This is a genomic window from Phytoamicus setariae, from assembly GCF_016722925.1.
Taxonomy (GTDB): domain Bacteria; phylum Pseudomonadota; class Alphaproteobacteria; order Rhizobiales; family Rhizobiaceae; genus Rhizobium_E; species Rhizobium_E setariae.
The window spans coordinates 339,191-363,851 of the sequence record NZ_JAEQNC010000001.1; the positions used below are offsets into that span (position 1 = coordinate 339,191).

A 24,661-nucleotide genomic window follows, 5' to 3' on the forward strand; every position below is an offset into this window, starting at 1 on the left:
TGCCGCTGGGGAGGGCGCGGCACAGGTGGCGCCCAAACATTTCGGGATCTTTAGGGCGCCCAGTAAATCTCGGTATCCGACGATGCCGTCGCGATGACGCGGCCGATCGGCAACGTGCTGTCCTTGCCTTCCGACAGCGCGCGGTCGATGACAGGCTTCTTGGATTGGCTTTCGATATGCAGGATGAGCAGGCGCGCATCCTGCAGAGCCGAGAAGGTGAAGGTCAGACGCGGCTCGCCAGCCCCTTCGGCTTCCATCGTGATGACGCCGCGCGGAGTGGCCGGGTCGAGCGCCATCTGTAGGTTGCTGCCGCCAGGAAAGAACGAAGCGGTGTGGCCATCGCCACCCATGCCGAGCACGACCACATCGAAGGGTCGGCAGAGATCCACGGTCGCCGCTGTCGCCAGTCGTGCGGCATCCTCAGCCGTCGCTCCGTCATGGTAGAGCGGGACGAAACGGGCTTCTGCGGCCTTGCCCTGCAATAGCCCCGCAGACACCAGCGCATGGTTCGATCGCTCGTTGCTTTCCGGGACGAAACGCTCGTCGACCAGCGTGATCGTCACGCGGCTCCAGTCGAGCGTTGTCGAGGACAGGGCACGAAAGAATGCCTTGGGCGTCGAACCGCCGGAAACGGCGATCGAAGCATGGCCGCGCATTGCGACCGCTTCGGCCAAGGTGCCGGCCACTCGCTCCGCAAGCGTCTCCGCCAGTGCTGCTCCATTGTCGAAAATATTGAACCGGTACGCCATCGACTATCTCGTTCCTGCAAATGTCCCCTTGGGCGGCAAGCGGCTACTCGTGCCAGGTGCGCCCGTCTCGTTCGATCAGGGCGATCGACTGGCTCGGTCCCCAGGTGCCCGAAGTATAGCCCTGGACCGGCTGCGCAGTTTCTTCCCATGCCTTGAGGATCGGATCGACCCAGCGCCATGCGGCTTCCACCTCGTCGCGCCGCATGAACAGCGTCTGGTTCGAGCGGATGACATCGAGCAGCAGGCGCTCATAGGCGTCGGCGTTGCGCGCATCGAAGGCCTCGGCAAAACTCATGTCGAGCGAAACTTCGCGCAGTCGCATGCCGCCCGGGCCGGGGTCCTTGATCATCAGCGATTGCTTGACGCCTTCATCGGGCTGCAGGCGAATGATCAACTGGTTCTGCGAGATACGGCCAGCCGATGCATCGAAAATCGAATGCGGGATGGGCTTGAATGTGATGACGATCTCGGAAACGCGGCTTGCAAGACGCTTGCCGGTGCGGATGTAGAAGGGAACGCCCGCCCAGCGCCAGTTGCTGATCTCGGCCTTGATGGCGACATAGGTCTCGGTATTGGAGACGCCGCCTTCCAGCTCCTCGAGATAGCCCTTGACGGCACCCTTGTCCGAGGCGCCGGCGCGATATTGACCGCGCACGGTCATCTTGTCTGCATTCGTCGCATCGATGCGCTTGAGCGAACGCAGCACCTTGAGCTTTTCGTCACGAACAGCTTCCGCCCCCATCGAAGCCGGTGCTTCCATCGCCACAAGGCAAAGTAGCTGAAGGATATGGTTCTGCACCATGTCGCGCAACGCGCCGGCTTTGTCGTAATAGCCCGCGCGGCCTTCAAGGCCGACGGATTCCGCTACCGTGATCTGCACATGGTCAATATGTGCGGAATTCCACAACGGCTCGTAGAGTGCGTTGGCAAAGCGCAGCGCCATCAGGTTCTGCACCGTCTCCTTGCCGAGATAATGGTCGATACGGAAGATCTGCTCTTCGTGGAAGACCTTGCCGATTGTGTCGTTGAGTTCCAGCGCAGAAGCGAGATCGCGGCCGATCGGCTTTTCCACCACGATGCGGGTGTTCTTGGTGATCAGCTTGTGATCCCTGATCTTTTCACTGATGCTGCCGAAGATTGCCGGACCGACGGCGAGATAGAAGGCACGGACGCGGTCTTTGCCCTCGTTGAGAAGGTCATGCAACGTATCCCAGCCCTTGTCGGATCCGGCATCGACCGAAACGTAGAACAGCCGCGCTGTAAAGCGGGCGATCGCCTCTTCATTGTATTCGCCGGGCTTGAGGAATCTCTTGAGCGCTTCGGTGGCAAATGTCCGGTATTGTTCATGCGTCAGCGCAGCGCGCGAGGCGCCGATGATGCGGGTTGGTTCGGTGAACTGTCCTGCTTCCTGGCGATGATAGAGCGCGGGCAAAAGCTTGCGTTCCGCGAGGTCGCCGGTGCCGCCAAAGACGACGTAGTCAAAGGGATCGACCGGGATGATCTGGCTGCTCATGGAAGTGTCTCTCATATTCGTCGGCGCAGGCATGTCATAATTCAATCGATTTAAAAAAGCCAGTGGCTCCAACCCGGAATATGGACTTTTTCTGATATGTTGCAAGTGCGAACGGCGGGCGCGCAACAGCAAGCGCGCCCGCCGTTGTTCCTATAGTCTGTCGGCGAGCGAAAACCAGGTCAGCGCGAGAAACAGCAGAGGGGCACGGAAACGGGCGCCGCCGGGGAAGGGGGGGACCTTCAACGACCGGAAGAGTTCGAGGTCGGTTGGCTTGCCGGTCAGCATGTCTGCGTAGAGCTTGCCGCAGTAGTTGGCCAGCATGACGCCATGGCCAGAATATCCGCCGATCGTGGTCACATTCGGCATGACTTCACGCACGAAGGGTTCACGCGTCAGCGTTATGCCGACATAGCCGCCCCAGCCATGGGTGAAGGGAATGTCCTTGAGCGCGGGATAGATTTCGCTCACCTGACGGCGAATATGGGTCGTGATGTCGCTCGGGCTTGCCGACGTATAGGCCTCGCGGCCGCCGAACAGCAGCCTGTTGTCCTTGGTCTTACGGAAGTAGCGGACGACAAACCGGGAATCGGCAACTGATTCGCCGCCCGGCAGCACGTCCGGGAAGTTATCCAGCGGCGGAGTGGCGCCGATGAAGGAGCCGATCGGCATGACATGCGCCGCCGTCTTCTTTTCGAGATTGCCGGAATAGGCATTGGTTGCGATCAGTGCCTTGTCGGCGATAATGGTTCCGCGCGGCGTCTCGATCGTGACCTTTCCACCCTCTGAACGAATGGATTTGGCGGCTGTCATCTCATGGATTTTCGCCCCGGATCGGGCGGCGACCCGCGCAAGCCCGACCAGCAGCTTCATCGGATGGATATGGCCGGTTTCCTTGTCGTAGATGCCGAAGTGAAACCGCGACGAGCCAACCCGCGCGGCGGTTTCCTCGCGCTCCATGAAATGCTGATGCGGATAATTGTAGCGCTCGGCGGCTATGACGGGACTTTCGCGGAAAGCCTTTTCGTAACGCGGCTTGTGGGCCACCACCATATGGCCCTTCACATAGTCGATGTCGATGTTTTCAGCGGCGGCAAATCCGATCAGGTTTGCTTTGGCCCGCTCGCCCATTTCGAACATCGCCTTAGAGGTCTCGTAGCCCAGATGATCTTCGTATTCTTCAGGCCAGGACCGTTGGCCGGTGCCGAGCTGGCCGCCGTTGCGGCCCGAGCCGCCGTCGCCGAAGCGGTTGGCATCGATCAGTACGACATCGACGCCGGCGCGCGCGAGATGACAAGCTGCCTGCAGGCCCGTGAACCCGCCGCCAATGATGGCGACGCTGGTCTTCACCGAGCCGTCGAGGGGAGGGTATTCCGGTCGCTCGCCGACCGAGGATTCATACCAGGAAATTCCGGGCGATATCGGGCTCTGCCATGCCATGCCAACACCTTCAAGCTTCAACCCGTCATTCGGGCCTCAACCTGATAGCGCATCTCGCTTGGGGCGAGCAAGCGGGCTCATGAAGCGCTAATATGAGAGTAAAGCGGCCAATTGGGCCGGCCGCGCTACGATTGGCTCGTCGGGGACGACCGTTCACGCGGCCCGGCTGCGGCCGGCCTCATAAGCTGCCTGCTGTTCGCCCAGATTGAAGCGCCCGACGAGTTCCATCAGCATGTCGACTTCTCCGGAGAGCTGGCGGGTTGCTGCGGTGGTTTCCTCGACCATGGCGGCGTTGCGCTGGGTCATCTGGTCCATCTGGTTGACCGAGGCATTGACCTCTGTAAGCGATGTCGACTGTTCGCGGCTCGAAGTGGCGATCAACTCGACATGCCCTGAGATTTCGATGATCTGTCGGGAGATTTCCATCAGCGCGTTGCCGGTTTCGCTAACATAGCGGGAGCCCGTCGCAACCTCGTCTGCCGATTTGCCGATCAGTCCGCCGATCTCCTTGGCGGCCTGGGCCGAGCGCTGGGCGAGTTCGCGCACTTCCTGGGCAACGACTGCGAAACCCTTGCCGGCCTCGCCTGCGCGGGCCGCCTCGACCCCGGCATTGAGAGCCAGCAGGTTTGTCTGGAAAGCGATCGCGTCGATCACATCGATGATCTGGCTGATCTTGTCGGATGCTTCCTTGATGCGGCCCATTGCCGAGATTGCGTTCTGGACGATTGCGGAGGAATTGTCGGCATTCTTCTTGGCGTTGGTCACGATCTCCTTGGTTTCGGCGGCGCGTCCCGAGGAAGTCTTGACCGTGGCGGTGATTTCCTCAACTGCGGCAGCGGTCTCTTCCAGGGATGCCGCCTGCTGTTCGGTGCGCTTCGAAAGGTCTTCGGCGGCGTCGGCCATCTGCCGGCCGTTGTCCTGGATCAGTCCGGAGGCGTCGCGGATTTCGAACAGCGTGTTGCGCAAGCCCGCCACCGAACTGTTGAAATCGTCGCGCAACGTGTCGAGGTGGCCGGCGAACGGGGTGTCGATGGTAAAGCGCAATTCGCCTTGCGCGAGATTGCGCAGACCCTGTGCCAGCGCGTCGACCGCAAACTGGATCTGGCGGGCGCTTTCCTGCTTGTCCTGCTCGTTGCGTTCGCGCTCGGCATCGGCGGTCAGACGCGATTCCTGGGCCTGCCGTTCCATCGTTACCTTGGCGAGCGCATTGTCCTTGAAGACGGAAAGAGCGCGTGCCATGTCGCCGATTTCGTCGGGTCGCTTGTCGCCGGAGATCGTCGTTTCGAGGCGGCCATCGGCAATCCTGCGCATGGCCGATGTCACCTGGCTGATCGGGCCCTTCAGCGTCATGACGAGCGCCGCACCTGCAGCCAGGGCAATCATGATGCCGGCCAGCACGGCGCCAATCGAAATCGTGTTTGCCTGTTCGCGCTCGACGCCGGCATTGGCCTTCTGGCTCTCGGCAAATTCGGTCAGCAGGTTCCAGGTTCCATCGATCTGCTTGGCAGCGGCTGCAAACTCCGCACCCTTTTGTTCGGAGTTTGTCGAAAGCGCGGCTGCATTCTTGCCGAGCCCGTCGAGGATCGGCTGAACCTGACCGGGTAAGCCGGCAAAGAACGGGTCGCTCTTGGCGGCCTTGGAAAGACCGGCGACTTCCGCGCCATACATGTAGAGCGACTGCTGGACCTTCTTGACGCCGGCCGCGTCGGGACTGGCGACGAGTTCGGCGAAGACGACGCGAATCTCGTTGTTGTTGGCGACGATGGCACGTAGCTTGTTGGCGACGTTGTCAGCTTTCGAAATCTCGGCATCTGCGGCGGCAAGGTTGAGAATGGACTGGCGCATCAGGTCGCCGCCAATCTGCTTGAACATGGTCGCCGTCGAACGGAAACCATTCATGGTGGTGTTGGCCTTGTCCATGGCTGCCGTCGAAATGTCGTTGGCCTTTACCTGCTCGGCGAGAGCCTTGACCTGTTTTTCGAATTTCTTGCCATAGGGAAGCTTCTGCTTGGGCAGCGCGGTCAGAACTTTACTGACACCCTTTTCGAGGTCGGGCAGGTACTTGGCGAAAACCTTGATCTTGTCTTCCGGCGTCAGCACCTTGCCGTAGTCGACCACCATCGCTTCCAGAACGACGGACACGCCATCCAGATTCATGCCGTTGGTAAGGCCCTTCTTTTCCGCCTTCTCTTTCTTCTTGGCGGCGGCGATCAGTTCGAAAGAGCGCTTGCCGGTCTGCCCCTGTACCTCGAGCAGTTCTGCCGATGCGTTCGAGACGTCGGACAGGATGGTCTCCTGCTGTTTCTGCAGGCCCCAGATCTTCTCGATATTGCTGGTGATGGTCTGGGACTGCTCGACCGCGGTATCGAGTAGCCCCACATCCGTCTCCGGGCGCAACCCATCTGTCGTCTGCTTGAGCAGAGCCAGCTGGTCGCTGGCGTCCTTCGCTGCCCTGTCGTGATTTTCCTGCGTCGGCTTGATTAGGAACTTGCTCATGCTGGCGAAGACCTGTTTGAAACCCGACAGCGATTGCAGCACGCTGTTGGAGATTTCCATGCGGCCCTGAAGCATTCCGGACGCATATAGCCCGGTAAGCCCCACGGCAGAAATGCTGATGACGAAGGGTGCCACCAGGACGATGACTTTCGTCTGGATCTTGAAGCGAGACATGAATTTGTCGATCACTGGCGAGCTCCTCCCAAGAGCGGTAGCAATCTGCTTTCCCCCTCAGGCTCGCGCACGGATGATCGACGGAAAGTTGGAACCGTCGCTCAAAGGCGTAAACAGCAGATGGGAACGCATGGATATCTGCATTTTCCCATCAAGGTTCTCATTTTGCTCTTAATGAGTGGATAAAAACACCCGGGTTTTATGCAAATTAGAGCAAGCCAGCCCGTGCCTTTTACGATTACAAAAACGCCGCGGGGTTTGTCGGCCCGCGGCGTTGGTTGATCTGGCTTTGGCTGTGTCAGGCCGCGTGGCGAGCGAATTGTCCAGTCGTCTCGTGTGCCGAGAGCTTGAACTGCTCGACCAGCGTCATCAGGGTGTCGGCCTCGCCGGCGAGCTGACGGGTGGCGGCGTTGGTTTCCTCCACCATCGCAGCGTTCTTCTGGGTCATGTGATCCATCTGGTTGACCGAGGAATTGACCTCGCCCAGCGCATTGGACTGGTCGCGGCTGGCCATGGCGATCATCTCGACCCGCTCGGAAACCGTGACGATCTTGGCGGAAATCTCGGCCAGCACCGCGCCGGTCTGCTGCACCAGCCGCGAGCCGGAGGCCACTTCGGTGCTCGACGTGTCGATCAGCCCCTTGATCTCCTGGGCGGCCTGGGCCGAGCGCTGGGCAAGCTCGCGCACTTCCTGGGCGACGACGGCAAAGCCCTTGCCGGCCTCACCGGCGCGCGCCGCCTCGATACCGGCATTCAGCGCCAGGAGGTTGGTCTGGAAGGCGATCTCGTCGATGACGTCGATGATCTGGACGATCTTGCCCGATGCATCCTCGATGCGGCCCATCGCGTCGATGGCATTGGCGACGACGGCCGAGGACTGGTCGGCAGCGCGCTTGGTCTCGGCGACGATGCGGTTGGCTTCCTCGGCCCCTTCGGCCGACGACTTGACGGTGACGGTGATCTGCTCGACGGCGGCGGCGGTCTCCTCCAGCGAGGCGGCCTGCTGCTCGGTGCGCTTGGACAGTTCGTCCGCCGATGAACTCATTTCTCCGGCATTGCGCTGGATCATGAAGACATTGTTGCGGATCTGGCTCATCGTGTCCTGCAGTCTGAGCAGCGAGCCGTTGAAGTCGGTGCGCAGCTGTTCGAGGCGGCCGAAGAACGGCGTCTCGATGGTCTGGGAGATGTCGCCCTGCGACATCCGTCCAAGGCCGGCGGCCAGCGCGTTGACGGCAAAATCGATCTGCCGGTCGATGTCGATCTTCTCTGCGTCGTTCTTGCGGCGTTCGGCTTCGGCCTCGGCGCGCTGGGCCTCGCTCTGCGCCTCGATCTCGATCTTGGACAGCGCATTCTGCTTGAAGACGCCGAGCGCACGGGCCATTTCGCCGATCTCGTCGATGCGGGCCTCGCCGTTGATGCGCGTGTCGAGCACGCCTTCTGCAAGTTTGCGCATGGCCGAGGTGATCTGGCCGATCGGTCCCTTGAAGGTCATGACCAGGCCGATGCCGGCGAAGATGGCGATGACGATGCCGGCCACGGTGGCGCCGATCGAGATGGTGTTGGCATTGTCGCGCTCGACGCTCGCGCTGTGCTTCTGCAGCTCGGCAAAGGAGGTCAGCTGCTTCCAGATCGTGTCGATCTCTGAGGCCGCCGCCGCAAAGTCCTTGTGGCGCTGCTCGGAGATCTGCACCAGTTCCTTGGTGTTGAGATCGATGGCATCGATGGCGGGAATGAACGTCTTTTCGAGTTCGGTAAAAAAGGCCAGGCCATGTGCGGATTCCGCAAGGACCGCCATGTCCTTGTGGACTTGCGCGATCTTCTTGGCGAGGCTTTCACGATTTTTCTCGACGGGTGCGATCAAGAACCGGGCAAGATCGATCTGGACGGCATAGGTGGTATCGACGACTTTGCGGCTGCCGGCGAGCACTGTTTGCGATTTCTGCAGCGGTGCCCGAAGCTCGGAGAACTTTTTGGTCGCATCTTTCATTTTCTGTTGCACGGCGAGGCCGAGATAGACAGAGAACTGGCGCAATGGCTGCAGCTTGTTGGTCATCAGCGATGCATTTGTGTCGGACTTGTCCTTCGTATCGATAATGGCCTGCAATTCCTTGATGGCGACGTCGAGCGTCTTGATCGAGCCGGCGCTCTTGGCGGGCAGGATCTTGGTGAGCACGTCGCGCTGCTTCTTCAGTTCCGAAAGGCTGAAGCGGACGAAATCGAACTTTTCCTCGGGGGTCTGCTTCTGCGAGAATTTCTTGGCAACATCGGTGATCAGCGTTGCTGCCGAAGTAATGCGATCGGCCTCGTCAAGCATGGACTTCGCCGTATCGTCATCGCGCCGTACCGATTCCTGCAGGCTGGTCGCGGTCGCGACAAGCCGTTGCTGATTGTAGGTGACGATCCGAAGCTTGTCGCTGATGTCCTTGTTGAGTGCTTCTTCTTTCTCATGCAGCGTCCACAACAAGCCGAAGCGTGTGAGCACCCCGCCGATCGAGCTGGCGGCACTTTCGAGGTCCGCGCGTCCTTCCGCGTCGGGGTCGAGCTGGGCCAGCATGTCTTCCAGCAGAGCGTTTTGGCTTTTCAGCCGGCCGGCAACATCGTCGCGGCGCTCCAACGTCGTGTCATCGAGGAACTGCGCCATCGCGCTCGAGACGTCCTTGAAGCCGGAAAGCGATTGCAGCACGCTGTTGGAGATTTCCATGCGGCCCTGAAGCATTCCGGACGCGTAGAGACCCGTGACGCCTACCGCGGTGATGCTGATGACAAATGGCAGGATAAAGATCAGAACTTTGGTCTGGATCCTGAACCGCGACAACAATCTGTCGATATTCATGCGCTGCAACCTTCCCCTTATTGATCGACTACAGTCAGGGGATGCATGTCATTGATAAAGCACGGTTTGCAGCAGCGCCTGTCAACAATAGCCCGCGGCCCCCGCCCGTGGTCGAGTATTGTTGCGGGGAGATTTGCATTTGAGAATTAAAGAGACGCTAATTTTGCAGTGCAATGCTAAAATTCGAGCTAAAAAGCTCAAATTTTAGCAAGTAATTGGAAAGACTGTACTTCAGCACGGTCATTACGCGACATGAGGTGTCGGCAACACGCAAAAACGCCGCGAGGTTTGTCGACTCGCGGCGTTGGTTGATCTGGCTTTGGCGATGTCAGGCCGCGTAGCGGGCGGATTGTCCGGTCGTCTCGTGTGCCGAGAGCCTGAACTGCTCGACCAAGGTCATCAAGGTGTCGGCCTCGCCGGCGAGCTGGCGGGTGGCGGCGTTGGTTTCCTCCACCATTGCAGCGTTCTTCTGGGTCATGTGATCCATCTGGTTGACCGAGGAATTGACCTCGCCCAGCGCGTTGGACTGGTCGCGGCTGGCCATGGCGATCATCTCGACCCGCTCGGAAACCGTGACGATCTTGGCGGAAATCTCGGCCAGCACCGCGCCGGTCTGCTGCACCAGCCGCGAGCCGGAGGCCACTTCGGTGCTCGAGGTGTCGATCAGCCCCTTGATCTCCTGGGCGGCCTGGGCCGAGCGCTGGGCAAGCTCGCGCACTTCCTGGGCGACGACGGCAAAGCCCTTGCCGGCCTCACCGGCGCGCGCCGCCTCGATACCGGCATTCAGCGCCAGGAGGTTGGTCTGGAAGGCGATCTCGTCGATGACGTCGATGATCTGGACGATCTTGCCCGATGCATCCTCGATGCGGCCCATCGCGTCGATGGCATTGGCGACGACGGCCGAGGACTGGTCGGCAGCGCGCTTGGTCTCGGCGACGATGCGGTTGGCTTCCTCGGCCCCTTCGGCCGACGACTTGACGGTGACGGTGATCTGCTCGACGGCGGCGGCGGTCTCCTCCAGCGAGGCGGCCTGCTGCTCGGTGCGCTTGGACAGTTCGTCCGCCGATGAACTCATTTCTCCGGCATTGCGCTGGATCATGAAGACATTGTTGCGGATCTGGCTCATCGTGTCCTGCAGACGCACGAGCGAGCCGTTGAAGTCGTTCCTGAGCTGTTCGAGGCGGCCGAAGAACGGCGTCTCGATGGTCTGGGAGATGTCGCCCTGCGACATCCGTCCAAGGCCGGCGGCCAGCGCGTTGACGGCAAAATCGATCTGCCGGTCGATGTCGATCTTCTCTGCGTCGTTCTTGCGGCGTTCGGCTTCGGCCTCGGCGCGCTGGGCCTCGCTCTGCGCCTCGATCTCGATCTTGGACAGCGCATTCTGCTTGAAGACGCCGAGCGCACGGGCCATTTCGCCGATCTCGTCGATGCGGGCCTCGCCGTTGATGCGCGTGTCGAGCACGCCTTCTGCAAGTTTGCGCATGGCCGAGGTGATCTGGCCGATCGGTCCCTTGAAGGTCATGACCAGGCCGATGCCGGCGAAGATGGCGATGACGATGCCGGCCACGGTGGCGCCGATCGAGATGGTGTTGGCATTGTCGCGCTCGACGCTCGCGCTGTGCTTCTGCAGCTCGGCAAATGTTGTCAGCTGCTTCCAGATCGTGTCGATCTCTGAGGCCGCCGCCGCAAAGTCCTTGTGGCGCTGCTCGGAGATCTGCACCAGCTTCTGTGTATCGCTATCCAGGGCATCGATGGCCGGAATCAGCGTTTCTTCGAGCTGCGCAAGGACAGGCATATCCTGCGCGGAGCCGCCCAGTGTCATCATTTCCGCATAGACCGTCTGGAAGTCGGTGGAGAGGCGCTTGTGGTTGTCATCTGTCGGTGCAAGCATGAAGCGGGCCAGCAGAATCTGGATGGAATAGGCCGAGTTGACCAGCTTCTGGCTTTCGTTGAGGGTGCTTTCAGCGCGCACGAGGGGGTCGTCAAGTTCGGCGAATTTCTGGGTCGCTTCCTTCATCTTCTGCGAAGCTGCAAGTCCCAGATAGACATTCAGTTGCCGGAAAGAGCTGACTTTGGACGCCATTTTGACGACGGTGTCATCGGATGGCTGGCCGCTGCCGGCAAGTTCCGACAATTCCTTGATGGCCAAGGAAAGAGACTTCGCCACTGCCTTGTTCTTCTCGGGCAGGGCTGCTGAAAGGATCTTTTGCTGTTTCTTGAGGTCGTTGAGCTTGTCCTTGACGAACGCAAATTTTTCATCGGTCGTTTTCAACTTTAAGAAGTCGTTCGCTGCGCCGGTAAGGAAGGCGGCAGCCAGGCCGATCCGGTCTGCTTCGCGCAGCTTTGCCTTTGCGGCATTCTGATCGTTGTTGATCGTCCGCTTCAGGCTGGCCATGCCTTCGGTGATTTTCAGCTGGGAACCGATCACGACGTTCAGGCTGCTCTGCAGGTTTGTTCGCAGCGCCAATTCCGATTCGTACAGCGACCAGAGCCCGGCCATCCTCGTGTTGAGATTATCCACGGAGGCGGCGGCGTTCTGGAGATCCTCGCGACCGTCCGTGCCATCCGGCGTACCCGCGAGCATGCTTTCCAGCATAGCGCGCTGCTCGGACAGCTTGCTTGCCACCGTATCGCGGTTTTCAGGCGTGGTCTGCTCGAGGAACTGTTCCATCGCAGTCGAGACGCCTTTGAACCCGGAAAGCGATTGCAGCACGCTGTTGGACACTTCCATGCGGCTCTGCAGCAGACCGGACGCGTAGAGCCCGGTGATGCCCACTGCAGTGATGCTGATGACAAACGGAAGGATGAAGATCAGAACCTTGGTCTGGATTCTGAAACGGGACAGGATCCTGTCGATATTCATGTCTGATGCCTCCTCGCATCTGATCTCGGCGCCGCATGGAACTGCTGCGTCGCTCCAACTCTTGCATGCCGGGCGTGTCGCTCACCGGGCGGTGCTTCGTTTGATGGATTGCTCGGAAGACTATTTATGCTTTGCTGTTAATATTAAATTACTGTTGCCGGGTTTGTAGAGATTTGAATGAACTCCACCACCTCCCGAAGCGTTGATTTAAAGAAATTGAAAATAAGTATCGGCAAATTCAAATTGCCGCGCCCGAAATACAATTGGCAGCCAAAATCTTTAAATTATGGGCCTTCAATGTAAGAGAAGCGCACAGCTCGCAACAATCGCAATGCCGAATGTGGCAAAGAAAGATAGCAGCGCCTTGCGGTGGGTTGTCTCATCTCGGGTAATCGCAATGGCAACTGCGGTTGGCTTGCGGGCAGGTGCTGAACGCATCGGACGGCTCCCTCAGATTTCGATAGTAAAACCATCCGCGCAATTCTTTAACAAAGCTTAAAGCGAGCTGCGCGTTACGATTTTCGTCGTCACCCCCCTCGCCATTTATCCGCAACTCGGTATGATCGACCACAAGATCAACAGCAAAACGGTGCATCATGGCCGCAAGGAAAGCGCATTCAAGGACAGTCAAGGCAACAACGGCAACGCCGCCCAAACCATCCCCCATGCTGTCCCGCGCCCGTGGTGTCGACAATTGGAAGGAAGCCGCAGAGTGGTTACGTGCACGCGGCATCGAGGATATCGAATGCATCACGCCCGATCTGGCCGGGGTGCCGCGCGGCAAGATGATGCCGACCTCCAAATTCACGTCAAACACGTCACTCGCGTTGCCGTCGGCGATTTTCCGCCATACGATTTCAGGTGAATATCCGGAAGAAACGGAAGAATTCCGCTACGATTCGCGCGACAGCGACATCAAGCTGGTGCCGGATCTGTCGACGCTCTCCGTCGTTCCCTGGGAAAGCGATCCCACCGCGCAGGTGATCTGCGATATCGTCGATACGGACGGCAAAGCGGTGCGCTATACGCCGCGCAACGTGCTCAAGCATGTTCTATCGCTCTACAAGGATCGAGGCTGGAAGCCCGTCGTCGCTCCGGAAATCGAGTTCTATCTCGTTGCCAAGAACGATGATCCGGACTATCCGCTGAAGCCGCCGCAGGGCCGCTCGGGTCGCTCGATCCAGGGCGGGCAGGGCTATTCGATCGCCGGCATCAACGAGTTCGACGAGCTGATCGACGATATCTATCATTTCTCCGCCGAGCAGGGTCTCGAGATCGACACGCTGATTCATGAGGAGGGACCGGCGCAGCTGGAAATCAACCTGCGCCACGGTGACCCGATCGAGCTCGCCGACCAGGTGTTTTTGTTCAAGCGGACGATCCGCGAGGCCGCCCTTGGCCACGGCATCTTTGCCACCTTCATGGCCAAGCCGATACAGGGCCAGGCAGGATCGGCCATGCACATCCACCAGTCGGTGGTCGATGCCAAGACCGGCAAGAACATTTTCTCCAATCCGGACGGCTCTCCCTCCAAGGAGTTCTTCCACTTCATTGGTGGGCAGCAATTCTACGTGCCGAAAACGCTGGTAATGATGGCGCCCTACGTGAACTCCTACCGGCGGCTGACGCCGGGCATGTCCTGCCCGGTCAACAATGCCTGGGGCAATGACAACCGCACCACGGCTTTCCGCGTGCCGGTGTCCGACGCAGCAGCACGCCGTGTCGAAAACCGGTTGCCGAGCTCTGACGCCAATCCGTATCTGGCACTTGCTGCTTCGCTTGCAGCCGGATGGCTCGGCATGGTGAAGGGCATGGCGCCGACGCCGCCGTCGGATGGCACGGCCAACGAAGGTTCGGTGGAATTGCCGCGTGGCCTGCTGGAAGGTGTGGCGCTGTTGGAGAATGAGCCGGCACTGCGCGAAGTCTTCGGTGATGAATTCGTCGGCATGTATGCCGGCGTCAAGCGCGGCGAGTTCGAAACCTTCATGCAGGTGATCAGCCCGTGGGAGCGGGAATATCTGCTGTTGAACGTCTGATCGGATTGCTCCGTAAATACTCAAGGCCGCCGAGACGATCGGCGGCTTTTCTTTTGGTGGCTGCTGCGTCTTAATCGGCTTTCGACGCCTGTATCTTGCGGAAGAGCTGCATGCCCACTGAAAATCGGTTCTCGGGTATGACGGTGCGCCTGCGCTCGTCCTCCTGCTGCCGGCGTTCGAGGTAGCGGGCGAAAAAGTATGCGGTCAATGTCTCATGCATGGTGGGTCCTCCTCGTGAGGGCATTCTGGTGGCCTGATTGGTGATTTGCCTACGTCCCAAGCGGGGAGGCGGCGGCGATTGCCATTCAGATCCGATGGCGATCATCGCGTTTGGCTCTTGCAGACCCAGTTTTTGTACTCTGCAAAAATCGCTTTATATACGCACGAATTCGCACTACATTTTTCAGACATGAAAAACATCAACTGGGATGCGTATCAGATTTTTCTCATCGTTGCCCGTCAGCGCGGGCTGACGGGCGCAGCCCTGATGACCGGCCTCAGCCCCGCGACGATTGGGCGCCGCATTCTCCAACTCGAGGAGGCGACCGGGCTTTCGCTCTTCCATCGCAGCCAGAATGGCTACACGCTGACAACGGATGGTGAAGCGCTGTTTTCCGAGTTGCGCGAGATGGAATCGGCAGTGCGCCGAGTCGAGAGCTGGCGGCAGGAGAGCGGCGGACTGGTGACGGTGCGCATTGCGGTCGGCACCTGGATCGGCTGGCTGCTGATGGAGAATTTCCGCGCGCTGTGTGCGGCGCGCGATCCTTTTCGCATCGAGTTCACAGTCGGTGAGCGACGCGCTCAATTGACCCATAGGGAAAACGACATCGGCATCCGCGCTTTCGAGCCGGAGGAACCAAATCTCGCATCGCGCGCAATCAGTGAAGTGGCATACGCTGCCTATCGTCTGAAAAATGCGTCAGATGTCGATCGATGGATCGCGGTCGGCGAGACCGAGGCGATATCGAACTATCTCAGATGGACGCACCAGAACCACGCAGGCCAGATCATCGCGACAGTCGACCGGCCGCGCTCGATGTTCGACCTCGTACGCGCCGGCGCGGGCATCGGCGTGCTGCCATGCTTCATCGGCGATCTCGATCCGATGCTGGAGCGTGTCGGCGGCGAAATCGTCGAACTTCGCCACAGGCAATGGCTGGTTACCCACAACGACGACCGATCGCGCCGCGAGATCCGCACGCTTTCGGACCGCATGGCCAAGTTGTTGAAAAGCCATTCGGATGTGTTTGCCGGCAGGAGGCCGAGCCGCACCGGGTAATTACATATCTTCGTGCTCTGCACTCAGCGGCGGGCCGACATTGATGATGTTGTGTTCTTTGTGCAGCGCTTCGAATTCCGCCGAAGCCGCGGAATCCGGACCCAGGCCCGCACGGAAAAACGCCTCCATCTTCAGTGCCGGGGAATAGACGATCAGCAATCGCGCAGGGATGGTGAGGTTCCGGAAGGCATGCGGCACCATGCGCGGCCCAAATATCGAATCTCCGGGTGCCAGCCGGTAGCGCTCTTCGCCCACCTGAAACAGAAAATCTCCCTGAAGCACCATGAACCACTCGTCCTGAAGCTCATGATAGTGCAGCGGAGGGCCGCCGATCTTGTCTCGGAATGTGTCGAAGATGCACATCGCGCCTGATGTGTCGGCTGCCGACACCTTGCAGTCGAAGCGGCCATTCAGGAAATGTACGGCGTCTTTGTAGCGATCGGCGCCGTTGGCGATCTTTCCGGGAATGTTGTGCATGTCCATCATTCGCCCAAGGTCAAGAATGGATCCTGCATTCACGTTTCCAGCCTAGATTGTAAGGCTAGATGCGTCAATTGGTCATGCAACTAGGCCGGAAAAGCCAAAAGGCCCGGACCATGTTCTACGGTCCGGGCAGTACATCGCCTGCGAATGCGATGTGGGGAGTGTGTTAGCTGCCCTGCGTGACGACCACCGGGATCATCAGGTCACCCCAGTTGCCCTCGTTGTGGTGGCGGGCGGAGCGGATTAGTTCGACCGACACGCCGGCATCGACGGCCTTCATGACGGAATGGTTGAGGCGATGCAGGTCGTTGGCGACCATGCGGATCGCGGCCTGCTGATCGGCGGTCATCGCGGAGGATTGTTCTTCCGCACGTTCCTTGACTCGGGTCTGGACAGTCATCGCATTTCTCCTCTCGTGGGGTTCTTGAAGATTCAAATCGCTTGTCACGCAGTGCCCCTCATCCGGCTGCCGCCACCTTCCCCCCGTTAAACGGGGAGAAGGGCGATGTGGCACTTGTTTCGACCCCATCTTGCCTTGTCCGACGCTTTGTCGGCGCGGCAGATGGGGATGGATTCCCTCTCCCCGTCCTTATGGGGAGAGGGCTAGGGTGAGGGGCCGTCAGCCCTATTCAGCCGCCGAGCGGAACTGGTCGTGCTCGGTCGATTCCTTCATCGCCGTGGTCGAGGACTGGCCGCCGGAGATGGCAACCGAGACGGCGTCGAAATAGCCGGTGCCGACTTCGCGCTGGTGCTTGGTGGCGGTGTAGCCGTTGACTTCGGCGGCGAACTCGGCCTCCTGCAGCTCGGAATAGGCGGACATCTGGCGGTCCTTGTAGCCGCGGGCCAGTTCGAACATGCCGTAGTTCAGCTGGTGGAAGCCGGCCAGCGTGATGAACTGGAACTTGTAGCCCATTGCGCCGAGTTCCTTCTGGTACTTGGCGATCGTCGCATCATCGAGGTTCTTCTTCCAGTTGAACGACGGTGAGCAATTGTAGGCCAGCTTCTTGCCGGGATGGGCCTTGTGCACGGCTTCAGCAAACTTCCTGGCCTGGCCGAGGTCGGGCTTGGAGGTTTCCATCCAGATCATGTCGCAATAAGGCGCATAGGCGATGGCACGCGCAATGCAGGGCTCGATGCCGTTCTTGACCTGGTAGAAGCCTTCGACCGTACGGCCGGCGTCGTAGTCGACGAAAGGCTGGTCGCGCTCGTCGATATCGGAGGTCAGGAGCTTGGCGGCTTCCGCGTCCGTCCGGGCGATGATCAACGTCGGCGTGCCCATGACGTCGGCGGCGAGGCGAGCGGCCGTCAGATTACGGATGTGTGCTGCCGTCGGGATCAGCACCTTGCCGCCGAGATGGCCGCACTTCTTTTCGGATGCGAGCTGGTCTTCATAGTGAACGCCTGCAGCGCCCGCCTCGATGAAGGCCTTCATGATCTCAAACGAGTTGAGCGGGCCGCCGAAACCGGCTTCGGCGTCGGCAACGATCGGCGCGAACCATGTGTCGACCGAAAGGCCCTTGCCTTCCTGTGTTTCGATCTGGTCGGCGCGCTGCAGCGTCTTGTTGATGCGCTTGGCGAGCTCGGGAGCAGCATTGGCAGGATAAAGCGACTGGTCCGGATACATGGAAGATGCGGTGTTGGCGTCGGCGGCAACCTGCCAGCCGGAGAGGTAGATCGCCTTGAGGCCGGCGCGAACCATCTGCATGGCCTGATTGCCGGAAAGGGCGCCGAGTGCGTTGACGAAGTCTTCCTCGTGGATCAGCTTCCAGAGACGGTTCGCGCCCATTTCGGCCAGCGAATACTTGATCTCGACGGAGCCGCGCAGCCGCTTCACATCCTCTGCCGTGTAGGGGCGTTCGATGCCCTCGTAGCGTCCCTTGGGGGCGTTCGGGATAAGGTTGTAAAAATCAGTCACAGGAAGTCTCCTTCAGTCTTGTGTCACATGATTGACCGTCTTTGAGTGGCCAATCCGTTTGCCTTTGATGTGACTGAATTTACATTGCGCTGCGAGAAAAGCCATAGAAATGCAGAGATATCAGGTTCTAAAGGGGTTATGATGTCTTGATTTTGACGAGGCCAGCTTGTAAAAGTGTAAATATTGTAAAAGCCACATCGCGGCTTTTCCTGAGACCTCGTGTAAAGGGCTTGACTGATGGTGGAAGCGAAGATCTTTGCGGGCCCGCGGGTCCGGCGCATTCGCAATGGTCTCGGCATCACCCAGACGGCCATGGCCGAAGGGCTGGGGATTTCGCCCTCCTATCTCAACCTGATCGAGCGGAATCAGCGGCCGATTACGGTGCAGCTGATCCTCAAGCTCGCGGCGGTGTACAAGGTCGATGTGGAGGCTTTGCAGGGCGAGTCTGGCAGTGCTGCCGGTGAATTGCGGGAAGTGTTTTCCGATCCGCTGTTGGCTGGGGAGATTCCGGCCGGGGAGGAGTTGGTCGATGTATCGGAGGCTGCTCCGAACGTCGTGCAGGGAATGGTCAAGCTTTACCGTGCCTACAAGGAGCAGGCGGCGCGGCTGAGCGATCTGGCGGGTTTTATGGCCCAGGCCGGTCACGAGACGGCAATGTCGACCGCCAAGCTGCCGATGGACGAGGTACGCGAAAAGCTGGCGGCCCGGACCAACTATTTTGCGGCGATCGATGAAGCTGCCGAGCAGTTTCACGCCCGGCTCGACGCCGGAGAGGATCTCGCGACAGCCATCCGCAGTTGGCTTAAAACCGAACACGGTGTCGTCGTCCGAACCCTGCCGATCCATGCGATGCCGAACCTCAGGCGGCGCTATGACAGGCATTCGATGCGGCTCTTCCTGTCCGAGCGGCTTTATCCGCATGATCAGTTGCGGGAGATCGCGCAGGAAGCCTGCCAGATCGCCTTGCGCGATGAGATCGCAACCACGCTGGACGGTCTCGATCTTTCGTCCGCCGAAGCGCGACGCATCTGTCGGTTCGAGCTTGCGCGTTATGCGGCTCTGGCATTGATGATGCCCTATGGCGCATTTCTGGCAGCCGCGCAGAGGGCGCGCTACGATGTCGGCGTGCTGTGCGCGCGGTTCCGGGTGTCCTTCGAGCAGGCGGCCAACCGACTTTGTACCTTGCAGCGACCGGGAGCGGCGACCATTCCGTTTTTCTTCCTGGAAATCGACATTGCGGGAAACCGCATCCGTCGGGCAGGGGCGCTGGGCTATCCCCAGGCCCGTTTCGGTGGCGCCTGTCCCAAGCTTGGCATACATGCGGCGTTTTCCGCGCCGGGCCAGATCCTGGCGGAATGTGCGGAGATGCCTGATGGTACGCAGTACCTGCTCGTTTCGCGTACGCTGGAGGGGCCGATTGCCGGCTTCGAGGAGCGCGTGCGGCGGACTGCATTGTTGCTGGGTTGCGACGCCGCACATGCCGAGCAGGTGGTTTATGGCGATGGCGTGATGCGGGAGACCGGTCGTCGGCTTGCGATCGGAACGGCGTGTCGACTCTGTGAGCGGCCTGGCTGCCTGGCGCGCGCGGAGCCTCCGGTGACGCGCCCGCTAGGGCTCGACGAAATGGTGGCGGGGCTCAGCGTCTTTGACTTTCAATAGGAATGTATTCTGAAAAGAATCTGTATTTTTTAGTTGTGGCTCGCCGAAATCCTTTCTAATCTCTTTACAGAGTGTGGATCTCCGGACGTCAGAAGAATAACCGAGAGCCGGGACAAACGGGAGAGAGATGTATGAAAAAACAGCTATTTGGCTTGGCTGTCATGATGACGGCTGCTCTGGTTTACAGCGCGCCGGCAAATGCGGAGGACAAGGTTGTCAACGTCTACAACTGGTCCGACTATATCGATAGTTCCATACTTGAAGACTTTACCAAGGAAACCGGCATCAAGGTCGTCTACGACGTTTTCGACTCCAATGAAATTCTGGAAACAAAGCTTCTTGCCGGCGGATCGGGCTACGACGTCGTCGTGCCGACCGCGCCGTTTCTGGCCCGCCAGATTCAGGCCGGCGTGTTCATGAAGCTCGACAAGTCGAAATTGCCCAACATAACGAATATGTGGCCGGAAGTGTCGGAGCGCCTTGCGAAATACGACCCGGGCAACGAATACGCCGTCAACTACATGTGGGGCACCACCGGCATCGGCTACAACGTCCAGAAGGTCAAGGCAGCGCTCGGCGATGTGCCTGTCGACAGCTTTGATATCATCTTCAAGCCGGAGAATGCCGCCAAGCTCAAGGATTGCGGCATCAACATCCTCGACGCGTCGGATGAAACCTTCGCCATCGCCATGAACTATCTGGGCATAGACGGTGACAGCAAGAAGACCGCCGATCTCGAGGCGGGCGGCGACGCTTACATGAAGATCCGCCCCTATGTGCGCACGTTCAATTCGTCGGCCTATATCGATGAACTGGCCAATGGCGACACATGCATCACCATCGGCTGGTCGGGCGACGTCCTGCAGGCCAAGAACCGGGCCGAGGAAGCCAAGAATGGTGTGGAGATCAACTATGTCATCCCCAAGGAAGGCACCTACATGTGGTTCGACAACCTGGCGATCCCGGCGGATGCCAAGCATATTGATGAAGCGCATGCCTTCATCAACTACCTGATGAAGCCGGAAGTGATCGCCAAGGCATCGAACTATGTTCAGTATGCCAACGGCAATCTCGCCTCGCAGAAATTCATCGACGAATCCGTGTACAAGAACCCGGCTGTCTTCCCGGATGCGACGACAATGAAGAAACTCTTCACCATCTCGCCCTATGGCCCGAAAGAGCAGCGCGTGCTCAACCGCTTGTGGACGCAGATTAAAACCGGCAGCTGATGCCGGTAGCCGAAGTCGAAGGGGCGGTATTACCGCCCTTTCTTTTTACCCTGGCCGGTCCTTGCGAAAACGATACAGGCTCCGGCAGGCGTTTGAAGAACGCCCAAATCGACAACAAGTCATCCAATCATTATAAAAAGGTGGCATAGGGGAATGGCAAAAACTCTCGGGGCCGTGAGGCGGAAATTTACTCCCTGGACGGACCCGGCGGCGGTTCCGTTCATCCGGTTCGAAAACATCACCAAGCGGTTCGGTGATTTCGTCGCGGTCAAGAATCTCACCCTCGACATCTATGAACGGGAGTTCTTTTCCCTGCTCGGCCCGTCAGGCTGCGGCAAGACCACGCTGATGCGCATGCTGGCTGGCTTCGAGGAGCCGACCGAGGGCCGCATCCTGCTGCAGGGCAAGGACATTTCCGGTGTGCCGCCCTACAAGCGGCCGACCAACATGATGTTCCAGAGCTATGCGCTGTTTCCACATATGACGGTCGCCAAGAACATTGCCTTCGGCCTGGAGCAGGACAAGATTCCGAAGGGAGAGATCGACGCCCGCGTCGAGGAAATGCTCAAGCTAGTGAAGCTGGGTGAATTTGCCAAACGCAAGCCGAGTCAATTGTCCGGCGGCCAGCGTCAGCGTGTGGCATTGGCACGCTCGCTCGCCAAGCGCCCGAAGGTGCTGCTGCTCGACGAACCTCTTGGCGCACTTGACCGGAAGCTGCGCGAGGAAACCCAGTTCGAGTTGATGGATATTCAGGACAAGCTCGGCCTGACCTTCCTGATCGTCACCCATGACCAGGAAGAAGCGATGACCGTATCCGATCGCATCGCCGTTATGGACAAGGGCATCATCGTTCAGGTCGCGACGCCGGCAGAGATCTACGAGGCACCCAATTCGCGTTATGTCGCCGACTTTATCGGCGACATCAACATCTTCGAAGGCCAGGTCATCGCCAATGCCGGCGGTACGGGCCGATCGGGTCTCGTCACGCTCGATTGCGATGGTCTGAAGGTCGCGGTCGAGCAGGAATGCGCCGCGGTCTCGGGCAATGCCGTGGCCTTTGCCATTCGTCCGGAAAAGGTCCGGCTCTCGCTTGAGGCGCCAGCTGACCAGAGCATCAACTGCGCCAGCGGCGAAGTGCTGGATATCGGCTATCTCGGCGATTTCTCGCTGTTTCTGGTCAAGCTGCCGGACGGCCGCATTCTCCGGGCCGCTCAGGCCAATGTCTCGCGCCTTGTCGACCGGCCGATTACCTTCGGGGACAAGGTGTGGCTCACCTGGCCGGCGGAAGCCGGTCTCGTGCTGACGCGATAGAGGAGGGATCGATGGCTGACATTGCACTCGCCAAGAAGAATCCCGCCCGGTGGCTGGTGGTCATCGTTCCTTATCTCTGGCTGGCTGTTTTCTTCCTGGCGCCGTTCTTCATCATCTTGAAGATTTCGGTGTCGGACACGGCCATTGCGATGCCGCCCTATACACCTGTCTTCCATGGCTTTTCGGCGCTCGGGGACTTTTTCTCGAAGCTCGACTTCGAAAACTATACGTTTCTCACGGAAGATCCGCTCTATTTCGACGCCTATCTGAATTCGCTGCGCATCGCACTGATTTCTACAGTCCTCCTTCTGCTGATCGGTTATCCCGTGGCGCTTGCCATGGCGCGAGCCCCCGAAAAGCTGCGCCCGACGCTGCTGATGCTGGTGATTTTGCCGTTCTGGACGTCATTCCTGATCCGCGTCTATGCCTGGATTGGCATACTCAAGCCCGAGGGGCTGCTGACATTGTTGCTGCAGACGATCGGCTTTTATAGCCCGGACGATCAGGTCAACATCTTTCGGACCGATACCGCCGTCTTCATCGGCATGGTCTATTCCTACCTGCCGTTCATGATCCTGCCGTTGTATGCGGCGCTTGAAAAAATGGACGGCACGCTTCTGGAGGCCGCAAGCGACCTCGGGTGCCCGCCTTGGAAGGCCTTCTGGAAGATTACCTTCCCGCTGTCGCTTCCGGGTGTGATCGCCGGGTCGATGATCTGCTTCATTCCGATCACCGGCGAATTCGTCATCCCGGATCTGCTGGGCGGAGCCGATACGCTGATGATCGGCAAGACGCTCTGGACCGAGTTCTTCGGCAACCGGGACTGGCCGCTGGCTTCAGCGGTGGCGGTGGTTCTGTTGCTCGTGCTTGTCGTGCCGATCGCGATCTTCCAGAACCAGCAGCAGAAGGCGTGAGGGAAAGACCATGAAATCATCGCGCTTCGATCCGATCGCCCTCAGTCTCGGCTTTGCCTTTCTGTATATTCCGATCCTCATCCTGATCATTTACTCCTTCAACGATTCCAAGCTGGTGACCGTCTGGGGCGGTTTTTCCACGCGTTGGTACATCCAGATGTGGCACAATGAGGCGCTGATGGATGCCGCCTGGGTGACAATCCGCGTCGGCATTCTGAGTGCAACGGTCGCCACCATCCTCGGCACGCTTGCGGCGCTGGCCATGACACGCTTTGTGCGCTTTCCCGGTCGGATGCTGTTTTCCGGCATGATCTATGCGCCGCTGGTCATGCCCGAGGTCATCACCGGTCTGTCGATGCTGCTGTTGTTCGTTGCTGTCGGTATCGACCGCGGGTTCTGGACGGTGACCATTGCGCACACGACTTTCACCATGTGTTACGTGGCGATCGTCGTGCAGTCCCGGCTGATCACTTTCGACCGCAGCCTGGAAGAGGCGGCGCTCGATCTCGGTTGCCCGCCGGTGAAAACCTTCTTCAGGATAACGCTGCCACTGATCCTCCCGGCCGTAATCGCCGGCTGGATGCTGGCCTTCACCCTGTCGCTCGACGATCTCGTGATCGCCAACTTCAACACCGGCCCGGGGGCGACGACCCTTCCGATCAAGATCTACAGCCAGGTACGGCTGGGTGTGACACCGGAAATCAACGCGGCTTGTACCTTGCTGATCGGGTTCGTTGCGATCGGCGTGATTATCGCCTCGATTTCGACCAAACGCGCTGAAGTCCAGCGCCAGCGTGACGAGCGGGCGGCGTTGGTTCAGGGGTGATGACCGACGTGAGCCTGCGCTGCAGATGTCCCCGATACGGTATCTGGGACATCTTTGCCACGATCTGGCCGCGATAATCCTGCATCTGCTCCAGCATTCGGCGCTGCGGGCGCTGATCCCTTCCGGCTGATCCAAGTGTGGGCCAAAATGCCGGGACACTTTGTTGGCTGGCCGTGCACCGGCTTGAGCTGCTGACCCGCCGCCTCTACTTTCCCCGTATTCCAGCAAGATCCAATTGTGTCATCGCGCCCTGAACAGCGTGGGGCTGTTTTTGACATGGAGATAGGCAATGTCCGAACTGGACTATGGATTCCAACGCGTGCACGAAAAATGCAAAGATCTGATCATGCTGACCGGCTGTTCCGGGGGCGGCAAGTCCACCCTGCTTTCGGAATTGGATAGGCGCGGATATCACGTGTTCGAGGAACCTGGCCGCCAGATCGTCAAGGAGCAAGATCTGATTGATGGGCCGGCCTTGCCATGGCCCAATCCCGAGGGCTTTGCCGAGCTTTGCCTGTCGCGGTCGATGCATAATCTGGCGCTTGCCCTGAAGCTTGGGGGCCAGGTGTTTTTCGACCGAGGGATCGTTGATGCGCTTGCTTCCTTCGAGCATTTGGGATTGCCGGTGCCCGAACACTTTTCAAGGGCGGCCGAAAGGCTGCGCTATTGCAAGACAGTTTTCGTCCTGCCGCCCTGGCCGGAAATCTTCACTGGTGATGCCGAGCGTCGTCACTCTGCTGATGAAGCCGTGGATACCTACCACGATCTTGTCAGCACATATGAGCGGTTGGGCTATGAGCTGGTCGCGGTTCCGAAAGTCGATGCCGCAGCCCGCGCCGACTTTGTGCTCGATCATCTGGCAAAAGAAAGTACCGCCCGAGTTGGTGTTGCGGTGCAGCGAAACATTGACTACAAAATTCCGGACTGAGCATGGGAGAATGCGC

At 59.4% G+C, this 24,661-nt stretch carries 19 protein-coding genes; 8 read left to right on the forward strand and 11 right to left on the reverse strand.

Translation table 11 applies throughout. The annotated features are described in order from the left end of the window. Positions 1–50: 50 nt before the first annotated feature. The 7 genes from pgl to JJB09_RS01635 all read right to left on the reverse strand — a co-directional run bounded on the left by pgl (position 51) and on the right by JJB09_RS01635 (position 12,732). A complete protein-coding gene (pgl, locus tag JJB09_RS01605; protein WP_201652106.1) occupies positions 51–749 on the reverse strand; it encodes a 6-phosphogluconolactonase in 699 nt (232 codons plus the stop codon). Between the two features lie 43 nt (positions 750–792). Next, a complete protein-coding gene (gene zwf / locus JJB09_RS01610) occupies positions 793–2,262 on the reverse strand; it encodes a glucose-6-phosphate dehydrogenase (RefSeq protein ID WP_201652108.1) in 1,470 nt (489 codons plus the stop codon). Between the two features lie 150 nt (positions 2,263–2,412). Further along, a complete protein-coding gene (locus JJB09_RS01615) occupies positions 2,413–3,699 on the reverse strand; it encodes an NAD(P)/FAD-dependent oxidoreductase (protein WP_201652110.1) in 1,287 nt (428 codons plus the stop codon). 153 nt (positions 3,700–3,852) lie between these two features. Further along, on the reverse strand, positions 3,853–6,384 hold the full coding sequence (locus JJB09_RS01620; RefSeq protein ID WP_201652112.1) for a methyl-accepting chemotaxis protein: 2,532 nt from the start codon (positions 6,382–6,384) through the stop codon (positions 3,853–3,855). A 283-nt stretch (positions 6,385–6,667) separates the two neighbouring features. Further along, on the reverse strand, positions 6,668–9,202 hold the full coding sequence (locus tag JJB09_RS01625) for a methyl-accepting chemotaxis protein (protein ID WP_201652114.1): 2,535 nt from the start codon (positions 9,200–9,202) through the stop codon (positions 6,668–6,670). A gap of 328 nt (positions 9,203–9,530) precedes the next feature. Then, complete coding sequence (locus tag JJB09_RS01630; protein ID WP_201652116.1) at positions 9,531–12,065, reverse strand: methyl-accepting chemotaxis protein; 2,535 nt, start codon at positions 12,063–12,065, stop codon at positions 9,531–9,533. A gap of 379 nt (positions 12,066–12,444) precedes the next feature. Next, entirely contained in the window at positions 12,445–12,732 is a 288-nt protein-coding gene (locus JJB09_RS01635; RefSeq protein ID WP_201652738.1) for a hypothetical protein, read from the reverse strand. Here JJB09_RS01635 and JJB09_RS01640 point away from each other — a divergent pair. Next, the gene (locus JJB09_RS01640; RefSeq protein ID WP_425523671.1) at positions 12,731–14,101 is read left to right on the forward strand and encodes a glutamine synthetase family protein; all 1,371 of its coding nucleotides are present in this window, start codon (positions 12,731–12,733) and stop codon (positions 14,099–14,101) included. The genes JJB09_RS01635 and JJB09_RS01640 overlap by 2 nt on opposite strands. A 70-nt stretch (positions 14,102–14,171) precedes the next feature. Here JJB09_RS01640 and JJB09_RS01645 read toward each other — a convergent pair whose 3' ends face one another. Then, complete coding sequence (locus JJB09_RS01645; protein WP_201652120.1) at positions 14,172–14,321, reverse strand: hypothetical protein; 150 nt, start codon at positions 14,319–14,321, stop codon at positions 14,172–14,174. 189 nt (positions 14,322–14,510) lie between these two features. On the opposite strand from JJB09_RS01645, the gene JJB09_RS01650 reads away from it, so the two are divergent. Further along, complete coding sequence (locus tag JJB09_RS01650) at positions 14,511–15,380, forward strand: LysR family transcriptional regulator (RefSeq protein ID WP_201652122.1); 870 nt, start codon at positions 14,511–14,513, stop codon at positions 15,378–15,380. Here the strand turns inward: JJB09_RS01650 and JJB09_RS26555 are convergent, their stop codons facing one another. The 3 genes from JJB09_RS26555 to aceA form a co-directional block, all read right to left on the reverse strand. Continuing rightward, positions 15,381–15,899, reverse strand: coding sequence for a cupin domain-containing protein (locus JJB09_RS26555; protein ID WP_201652124.1), 519 nt, complete (start codon positions 15,897–15,899; stop codon positions 15,381–15,383). A 130-nt stretch (positions 15,900–16,029) separates the two neighbouring features. Continuing rightward, a complete protein-coding gene (locus JJB09_RS01660; RefSeq protein ID WP_201652126.1) occupies positions 16,030–16,263 on the reverse strand; it encodes an SMc00767 family acetate metabolism repressor in 234 nt (77 codons plus the stop codon). A gap of 225 nt (positions 16,264–16,488) precedes the next feature. Beyond that, positions 16,489–17,778 carry an isocitrate lyase gene (gene aceA, locus JJB09_RS01665; protein WP_201652128.1) on the reverse strand — a complete coding sequence of 430 codons (1,290 nt, stop codon included), beginning with the start codon at positions 17,776–17,778 and terminating at the stop codon, positions 16,489–16,491. A 237-nt stretch (positions 17,779–18,015) separates the two neighbouring features. Between aceA and JJB09_RS01670 the strand changes: the two genes are divergently transcribed. From JJB09_RS01670 to JJB09_RS01695, 6 genes are all read left to right on the forward strand, one after another. After that, a complete protein-coding gene (locus JJB09_RS01670; RefSeq protein WP_201652130.1) occupies positions 18,016–19,437 on the forward strand; it encodes a helix-turn-helix domain-containing protein in 1,422 nt (473 codons plus the stop codon). A gap of 131 nt (positions 19,438–19,568) precedes the next feature. Then, entirely contained in the window at positions 19,569–20,666 is a 1,098-nt protein-coding gene (locus JJB09_RS01675; RefSeq protein WP_201652132.1) for a polyamine ABC transporter substrate-binding protein, read from the forward strand. Positions 20,667–20,819: 153 nt separating this feature from the next. Beyond that, a complete protein-coding gene (locus JJB09_RS01680) occupies positions 20,820–21,977 on the forward strand; it encodes an ABC transporter ATP-binding protein (protein ID WP_201652134.1) in 1,158 nt (385 codons plus the stop codon). 11 nt (positions 21,978–21,988) lie between these two features. Further along, on the forward strand, positions 21,989–22,891 hold the full coding sequence (locus JJB09_RS01685) for an ABC transporter permease (RefSeq protein WP_201652136.1): 903 nt from the start codon (positions 21,989–21,991) through the stop codon (positions 22,889–22,891). 10 nt (positions 22,892–22,901) lie between these two features. Further along, a complete protein-coding gene (locus JJB09_RS01690) occupies positions 22,902–23,717 on the forward strand; it encodes an ABC transporter permease (RefSeq protein ID WP_201652138.1) in 816 nt (271 codons plus the stop codon). A 289-nt stretch (positions 23,718–24,006) separates the two neighbouring features. Continuing rightward, a complete protein-coding gene (locus tag JJB09_RS01695; protein ID WP_201652140.1) occupies positions 24,007–24,645 on the forward strand; it encodes an AAA family ATPase in 639 nt (212 codons plus the stop codon). Positions 24,646–24,661: the final 16 nt, after the last annotated feature.